This is a genomic window from Bradyrhizobium sp. (assembly GCF_049512235.1).
In the GTDB taxonomy this organism is placed as follows: domain Bacteria; phylum Pseudomonadota; class Alphaproteobacteria; order Rhizobiales; family Xanthobacteraceae; genus Bradyrhizobium.
Window position 1 is genome coordinate 1 of the sequence record NZ_JBEKXH010000328.1, and the last position, 7,230, is coordinate 7,230.

General features: G+C 62.2%; 6 protein-coding genes. 1 reads left to right on the top strand and 5 read right to left on the bottom strand.

The features are described from left to right. On the bottom strand, positions 1-854 hold an 854-nt coding region (locus tag ABSG20_RS25025; protein ID WP_423867177.1), incomplete at its 3' end, for a phosphotransferase family protein. 50 nt (positions 855-904) lie between these two features. Next, positions 905-2,143 (bottom strand): acyl-CoA dehydrogenase family protein, encoded by a 1,239-nt coding sequence (locus tag ABSG20_RS25030; protein ID WP_423867178.1) that lies wholly within the window; start codon positions 2,141-2,143, stop codon positions 905-907. 219 nt (positions 2,144-2,362) lie between these two features. Between ABSG20_RS25030 and ABSG20_RS25035 the strand changes: the two genes are divergently transcribed. Next, positions 2,363-3,010: a TetR/AcrR family transcriptional regulator gene (locus ABSG20_RS25035; RefSeq protein WP_423867179.1), complete on the top strand. Its 648-nt coding sequence runs from the start codon at positions 2,363-2,365 to the stop codon at positions 3,008-3,010. A gap of 130 nt (positions 3,011-3,140) precedes the next feature. Here ABSG20_RS25035 and ABSG20_RS25040 read toward each other — a convergent pair whose 3' ends face one another. The 3 genes from ABSG20_RS25040 to ABSG20_RS25050 all read right to left on the bottom strand — a co-directional run. Next, positions 3,141-5,405 (bottom strand): N,N-dimethylformamidase beta subunit family domain-containing protein, encoded by a 2,265-nt coding sequence (locus tag ABSG20_RS25040; RefSeq protein ID WP_423867180.1) that lies wholly within the window; start codon positions 5,403-5,405, stop codon positions 3,141-3,143. Positions 5,406-5,438: 33 nt separating this feature from the next. Next, on the bottom strand, positions 5,439-5,759 hold the full coding sequence (locus tag ABSG20_RS25045) for a N,N-dimethylformamidase alpha subunit family protein (protein ID WP_423867181.1): 321 nt from the start codon (positions 5,757-5,759) through the stop codon (positions 5,439-5,441). A 134-nt stretch (positions 5,760-5,893) separates the two neighbouring features. Next, on the bottom strand, positions 5,894-7,230 hold a 1,337-nt coding region (locus tag ABSG20_RS25050), incomplete at its 5' end, for an FGGY-family carbohydrate kinase (protein WP_423867182.1).

The following is a 7,230-nucleotide window of genomic DNA, read 5'->3' on the forward strand; positions in this document are numbered from 1 at the left end:
TAGATCTTCGCGGCTTGTTCCAGCGTCGGAATGTTCAACGCCCCAAGGTCGGCATTGGCGAGACCCGGCATGGTCCATTGCATCAACAGATAAGTGAAATCGGCCATGGGATCGCCGAGCGTCGACAATTCCCAGTCCAGCACCGCGACCACCCGCGGCTCGGTGGCATGGAAGATCATGTTGTCGAGGCGGTAGTCGCCGTGCACGATCGAAACCCGCTTCTGCTCCGGCACGGTGCGCGGCAGCCACTCGATCAGTCTTTCCATTTCCGGAATGTGTTCGGCTTCGGAGGCGCGGTACTGCTTGGTCCAGCGATCGACCTGGCGCGCGAAATAATTGCCCGGCTTGCCGAATTCGCCGAGCCCGATCGCTACCGGATCATATTGATGCAGCCGCGCCAGCGTCTCGATCTTGCTGGTAAAAATGGCGTGCCGCGCCTGCGGCGTCTGGCTCGGCAGCGTCGGATCCCAGAACACCCGGCCCTCTTCCATCGACATGATGTAGAAGGCCGCCCCGATCACCGCATCGTCGGTGCACAGCGCATAGGCTTTTGCGACCGGAAAACCCTGTTTGCCGAGCGCGGCGATAACGCGGAATTCGCGGTCGACCGCATGCGCCGACGGCAGCAATTTGCCGAACGGTTTTCGCCGCATCACATAGGATCGAGAGGGCGTATCGAGCCGGTAGGTCGGGTTCGACTGACCGCCCTTGAATTGCAGGACGCCGAGAGGTCCCTGGTAGTCCTCGACGTGTTCGCGCATCCAGCCGTCGAGCCTGACCTCGTCGATCCGATGCCGCTCCTCGACGGGCCTGGTGCCCGAATATTCCTCGTCTTTCCTGACGCCCTCGGCCACGGTGACGCTCCCTTGAATTTCTTGAAGGGAGCGCCAGAGGCAAGCTCCCTTTAGTGCGTAGTGGGAGCGTTTGCATACTTCCGAAGTTCAAGTCTGGCAATGGCGCGGTTATGGACCTCGTCCGGGCCGTCGGCGAGCCGCATCGTGCGCATCGAGGCATAGTCACGGGCGAGGCCGGCATCGTCGGAGACGCCGGCGGCGCCATAGGCCTGAATGGCGTTGTCGATGATCTTCAGCGCCATGTTGGGTGCCGCCACCTTGATCATGGCGATTTCGAGCTGCGCGCTCTTGTTGCCGACCTTGTCCATCATGTCGGCGGCCTTCAGGCACAGCAGACGGTTCATCTCGATGTCGGTGCGGGCTTCGGCGATGCGCTGCTCCCAGATCGAATACTCGATGATCTTCTTGCCGAAGGCGGTGCGCGACGACAGCCGTTTGACCATCTTCTCCAGCGCTTCCTCGGCCTTGCCGATGGTGCGCATGCAATGATGGATGCGGCCGGGACCGAGCCTTCCCTGCGCGATCTCAAAGCCCTTGCCCTCGCCGAGCAGCATATTGCTTGAGGGAACGCGGACATTCTCCATCAGCACCTGGGCGTGGCCGTGCGGCGCGTCGTCGAAACCGAATACCGGCAGCATTTTTTCCACGGTGATGCCGGGCGTGTCGAGCGGCACCAGGATCTGCGACTGCTGCTGGTGGCGCGGCAGGCTCGGATCGGTCTTGCCCATCACGATCGCGATTTTGCAGCGGGGATCGCCGACGCCCGACGACCACCATTTGCGGCCGTTGATGACGTAATGATCGCCGTCGCGCACAATGCTGGTCTCGATGTTGGTGGCGTCCGAAGAGGCCACCGCGGGCTCGGTCATCAGGAAGGCGGAGCGGATCTTGCCGTCCATCAAGGGCCGCAGCCACTTCCGCTTGTGCTCCTTGCTGCCATAGCGCATCAGCACTTCCATGTTGCCGGTATCGGGTGCGGAACAGTTGAACACCTCCGACGCCCAGCCGATATGGCCCATCTCCTCGGCCAGTGGCGCATATTCCAGATTGCTCAATCCCGCGCCGCGGAATTCGTCGTCTTCATGCGACGACGGCGGCATGAACATGTTCCACAGCCCTTCGGCCCGCGCCTTTTCCTTCAGTTCCTCGACGATCGGCAGCACCTTCCAACGCTCGCCGGCCTCGTCCTGCTGGCGGTAGACCGGCACGGCGGGCCGGACATGCTTGTTCATGAACGACTGCACCCGGTTGAGCCATTCGCGCTGACGATCAGACATGTTGAAGTCCATGGGGCGTTCCTCTTGGTTCCCTGTTTTGCAACCTTTGCCGGCACTGTCTCCCCGCTGCCGCTTCGCCGCAAGACCAATCTTGCCGCGGATGCCAGCGGCGGCGGCGGAAGGCTGGCCGGATGACCTCGCCCGAACAGCGCATTGACATTTTCCCGCTCTCAAACGATTGTTTCATACAACTGTTTGAAATGCAATGCTCTCGCCGCAGGGCGCCATGACATGCCGTCGGACCTGACCCGCAGCGCCATCCTCGATGCCGCCGAGCGGCTTTATGCCAACAGCGGTTTTGGCGACGTCACGCTGCGCGACATCGTCGCCGCGGCGGGCGTCAACCTCGCGGCGGTGAATTATCATTTCGGCTCCAAGGACGAGTTGATCGCCGAACTGTTCGTCACCCGCAGCCTTGCCACCAACCGCGAGCGGCTCAACGCATTGAAGCGGGCCGAACAGGAAGGCGGCGGCCGCGCCGGGATCGGCGCCATCCTGCGCGCGCTGGTCGGGCCGCCGCTGCGCGGCTGCCTTGGCCCCGAACGCGAGCGTTCGACCGCGGCGCGTTTCATGATCCGGGCCTCGATCGAGACGGTCGCCCCGATCCGCCGCATCAAGAACCGCGAAATCGATCACTTGAAAAAGTTCGCCGCCGCGATGCGGCGCGCGCTGCCCGATCGCGGCGAGGCCGATCTCTATTGGGGCCTGCATTTCGCGCTCGCCATGGCGCACCAGACCATCCGCGACAGCGAGCGGCTGACGAAACTGTCGGAGGGCAGGTGCGACCTCGATGATGTCGAGGGGATCATCGAGCGCATCGTTGCGGTGTCGGTGTTGGCGCTGACGGCTGAGGCAGAAGGCACTATGGCCGCGCGCTGATCGCGGCCTGGAGAAGGTCTCTGTCTCTGCGATCCAGATCGCGGCCATGACGAGCCTGTTTTGAGCACCACCAACGTCCAAAGATGGCCTCGCGCCGCGCGGCGCGATGCGCCCGGGCTTTCGCAATCGACTAGGTTTCGAACGGAGCCTGCTGCAGAAATCTATTCAGGACATTCCAGGTAATTCGCGACACATTATTATCGTAGTTGTTGTGAGACAGGGAGCCGCACCATGCAATCGACGATGTGCAGAACAATGCGCCGCGCGAGGGCGTTTCGCCGAACGCAAGATCCGCCTTGACGCGCGGATTGACGTCCGCGCCCAGGTTGGGCGGAACCACGCCGAACTCCTCATTGACGAGCATCATCATCGGCGAATGGCCCTCGGACGAGGCAAGTCGCAGCATGTTGGGCGGAGAGCCAAGCTGGGTCGTAATGCAATCCATCTCGATCCCGGCCGCTCCTCCGCCGATCAGCCCGAAATTGCCGATGATTTCATCGCTGACGCCCTCAAAAATGAACGCGGCGCGCGGATTGTCGGCATCGGGCGCGCGTCGATAATAGCCGCTGACATCGAAGCCCTGCGCGATGAATCCTACGCCACAGATCACGTTGGGCGCGCGCCCGATGCGCCGCCAAAGCCCGCCTAATTCCCCGTTGAACGACTGAAAATATTCTCCGGGCTCCGCTGCCCAGGTGCGAATGCCGTCTTCCGCGCGTCGAACTTCGACCACGCCAGGCAACGTCCTGTGAAACGCAACGCGCCAGTACCAGCCATTGCCGCCCAGATACATCAGCCGACCGCCGCGATCTACCCAGGACTTCATCGCGTCCCACATCGCGGTCGAATGATATTCGGGATGGGTCCCCGTCAATATGACGCGGTAGTCCTGGATCAGGCCGAAGCCCTCCTCGTGCAGATCCTCATCCGTGATCACATCGTAGTCGACGGCTTTGTGATCGAGCCAGTCGAACAGGTGAGTGTCGGCGTTGTATTGGTAGAGCGCCGACCCATGGCCGCCGAGCCAGGAGTGATAGCGGGCCGAAAAGTTCAGCACCGGACGCAAACGGCTGGAATAACAGACCCCCGATCCGTCGGCGTGAGAGTCGTACAAGGAACCGCCGAGTTCGGGATGATCGTACAGATACAGATCGGAATGCCCGAACGGCAACAAGCGGTTCATCTGCAATTCCGCGCCCCGCGCGGTGATGTGTTCGCCATGATTGGCATAGGCGATGTAGGAAGCGGTCGGTGCAAGGAAAGCAACTTTCGGTCTTCCGCTGCGATCGCGCCGATGGCGCGGCGGACGAACGAAGAACGCGAGGTAATCCTCGCGCGTGGCGCTTTCGTCGCTCGTTCCGCAACTGATGTGCAGCGCATAGGGTCCGCTCCTGATATCCTCGGGCAGCCTGACGCTGACGCTCGTCTCCCAACCCGCGTCATAGACGTCGTCGTGATGGAAGTGGATCGCATTGTAATGCTCCGGCTTGCGTCGCCAGTCGTGTTCATCGCCGGTCCATCTCGAGCCCTTCATCGCGCGAGCCGGCAGATGCACCAGGCGTCCGTGATGCCCGAATGGTCCGACATCGACACAACGCTCGCTTTCCATCTCCCGTGAAAAGTCCCAGCGGGCGATAACCGCGTTTGCCAGTTCCAGAGGCAGCGGGTTTTGGTTGAATTGATCGTGCGATGAAGCGGGGTGAACCCCGGCGAGCACCATGGGCGCCTCGATCTTGCCGTCGAAATGCAAGCCGACCCGGCCACCGGGCTCCGGACATCCCGCCAAAAAAATCGGTGTCGCCAGCGCCGGCGGCGCCAACGCGACCCGAAAATCCGCGTTCGCGCCGTCATCGACATGAGCATATCTCTGCAACGGCTGCTGGCTGAGCGCAGCACCCCCGCTCGCCGGATCAAAAGACACCGCGATGGCATACCATTGCCTTGGCTGCATGGCTTTGCCGGAGGTCAGGGTCCGTGACGCACCCGGTTCACAGCCGACCACGAGCGCAAGGCTGCCATCGGGAGCAATGCCAATCCTGAAGCCCCGCTGCTCGATCGCATCCCACTGAGCGAGAATGGTCCGCTCGCCTCCCATCGGAAGCGTCGGCCAGATTTTCGCCAGGAATGTAAAGGGACCGCCCAGAAGAGGCGGCGCCGCCTCAACGACCATATAGGATCCGGCGTCGACCCGTTGCGGTCGTCCGGGGTGTCTGCCGTCAAGCGCGGTGGGGATGTGGCGGAATTTCAGGCCCGGACCGTCCGGATTGCAATCGCCGTGCACGACGCGAACAATGCGCGCGTCAAAAGAGTCTCCCTCCTCAAGGGAAATCTTGAAGTCGATTTTCTCCCCGGGTGCCACCGAATATCGGTCGGGATAGCCGGTAATCCTAAGCATGTCCGTGCCTCTCGAAACAACTGGCGGTCCGCTTCAGTCGCGAAACGGACGATTGATGCTCTCTCCGGTCAAAAGGCGCCAGCGGCGGCAAAACACCGCCCATTCGGCCTCTTCGCGGCTGGTGAATACCTGCCCGGTCTCCATGACGATCGGATCGGCGCGTCGTGCCGGCATGTTCGCGAGCACCCATTCGGCGAAGGGCTTCCGGCAGACCAGGATGGTCTGATTGCCGGTGGGGTCAACTCTCATCACCGCGAGCACGCGCATGAGGCCTGGGCTGTGCGCTGCAATGGGATTTAACCTGAATTCTTCGATGAATTGCCGGTCGTTTTCGGGATCGATTCTGTAGACCATCGTTAGCTATCCTCGTGATCTCGAAATTCCGGGGTTTGCGATCAGCGATCGAGGAAGTTCGACCACGGCCACGTGACGCAGCGGCTCGCTGTCGATCAGCGTTGCATCGATATCCCAAGCGATCGCAGGGATCATCACGCCGTCCCCGATCTTTCGCCGTCGTTCAGTCGACGATAGGTCTCGCGAAACGCGCTGTAGCCGTCCAGATAAAGCGAGGCATGGTTCAGGTTCGGTCTGATCAAGTCGCCCCGACCGACAAATCGGTCGACCCCGCCCCAATCGCCGGTCGCGTCAATTCCGATCGCCGCCGTCCAGGCGGCGCCGAGACAGGACCCGGGATGTCCAACCGGCAGCTGGATCGGCTGCTGCAAGACATCGGCGACAATCTGCATCCAAAGCCGGCTGCTGGCGCCGCCGTCCGAAGCGCGGAAGTGCGAAAGAGCGACGCCCATGTCGGCAAAGACCTCGACATGATGCGCGATCGCGTAAGCGTAGGATTCGAGCAATGCTCGCCACAAATGGCTCAGTTCATGATTGAGGCTGAGGCCGGTGATCGCGCCTCGCGCCAACGGGTGGTGGATCGGTGTCTTCTCACCCAGAAAGTACGGCACAACCGCAACCCCGTCCGCCCCGGGCGACACCGAGCCGGCCAGCCGGTCGAGATACTGATGTATCGTGAGGCCGGCGGCGCGAGCCGCGGCCGCTTCCCCGCGGGCAAAATTTGCAGCGAACCAATTCAGCGCCGAACCGCCTGTCGACATGCAGCCGTTGGGAACATAGAGGCCGGGCACCAGGTGATAGTCCAGAAACATCCGGGAATCGGGCTTGGGCCGTTCACTGATCGCGAGAATGTCGATTGAGCCGCCGAACTTCAGCAACGCGTCGCCCGGTCTGACAAGACCCGACACCAGCGCCGATGCGATAAAATCAGCGGCGCCGGCGACGACCGGCGCTCCGGCCGGCAACCCCGTCTGGACCGCCGCGACCGCGCTGACACGGCCGATGATATCGTGGGACTTTGCCTTGCCGGGAAAAGCCCGCGGCGGCAAATGCGCGTGCGCCGTAAGCGCGTCGGAAACCCCGTGGTCGGCAAGATCGACGATGCCCGCCTCCAGCGCCCAGTTCTGCTCGATCCGCCGTTCGCCGGTAAGTCGAAAGTTGATGTAGTCATAAGAGCCGAACACCGTTGCGATGCGCTTGAAGATGCCGGGCTCATGTTTCTCGATCCAACGCAATTTGCAGGCAATCAGCTGCTGATTGACGCCGTTGCCGGCGACGCGGACGAAGGCCTCCTGATCGATCTCCGCGCGGAGTTCCTCAACCTCGATCGCGCAGCGTCCGTCGCTCTGCTGAATGCTTCGGCGCAATAGACGGTCCCGATCGTCAAGCAAGACCAAAGCGGGCAACATTCCGGCGACGCCGATACCCGCTATCTCGTCAGCGCCAATGCCGGCTTCGGCGATCAGCGAAC

Excerpts from the sequence above, each read along its gene's own strand:
- ABSG20_RS25030 (WP_423867178.1), bottom strand. The coding sequence starts at position 2,143 with ATGGACTTCAACATGTCTGATCGTCAGCGCGAATGGCTCAACCGGGTG.
- ABSG20_RS25035 (WP_423867179.1), top strand. The coding sequence starts at position 2,363 with ATGCCGTCGGACCTGACCCGCAGCGCCATCCTCGATGCCGCCGAGCGG.
- ABSG20_RS25040 (WP_423867180.1), bottom strand. The coding sequence starts at position 5,405 with ATGCTTAGGATTACCGGCTATCCCGACCGATATTCGGTGGCACCCGGG.
- ABSG20_RS25045 (WP_423867181.1), bottom strand. The coding sequence starts at position 5,759 with ATGGTCTACAGAATCGATCCCGAAAACGACCGGCAATTCATCGAAGAA.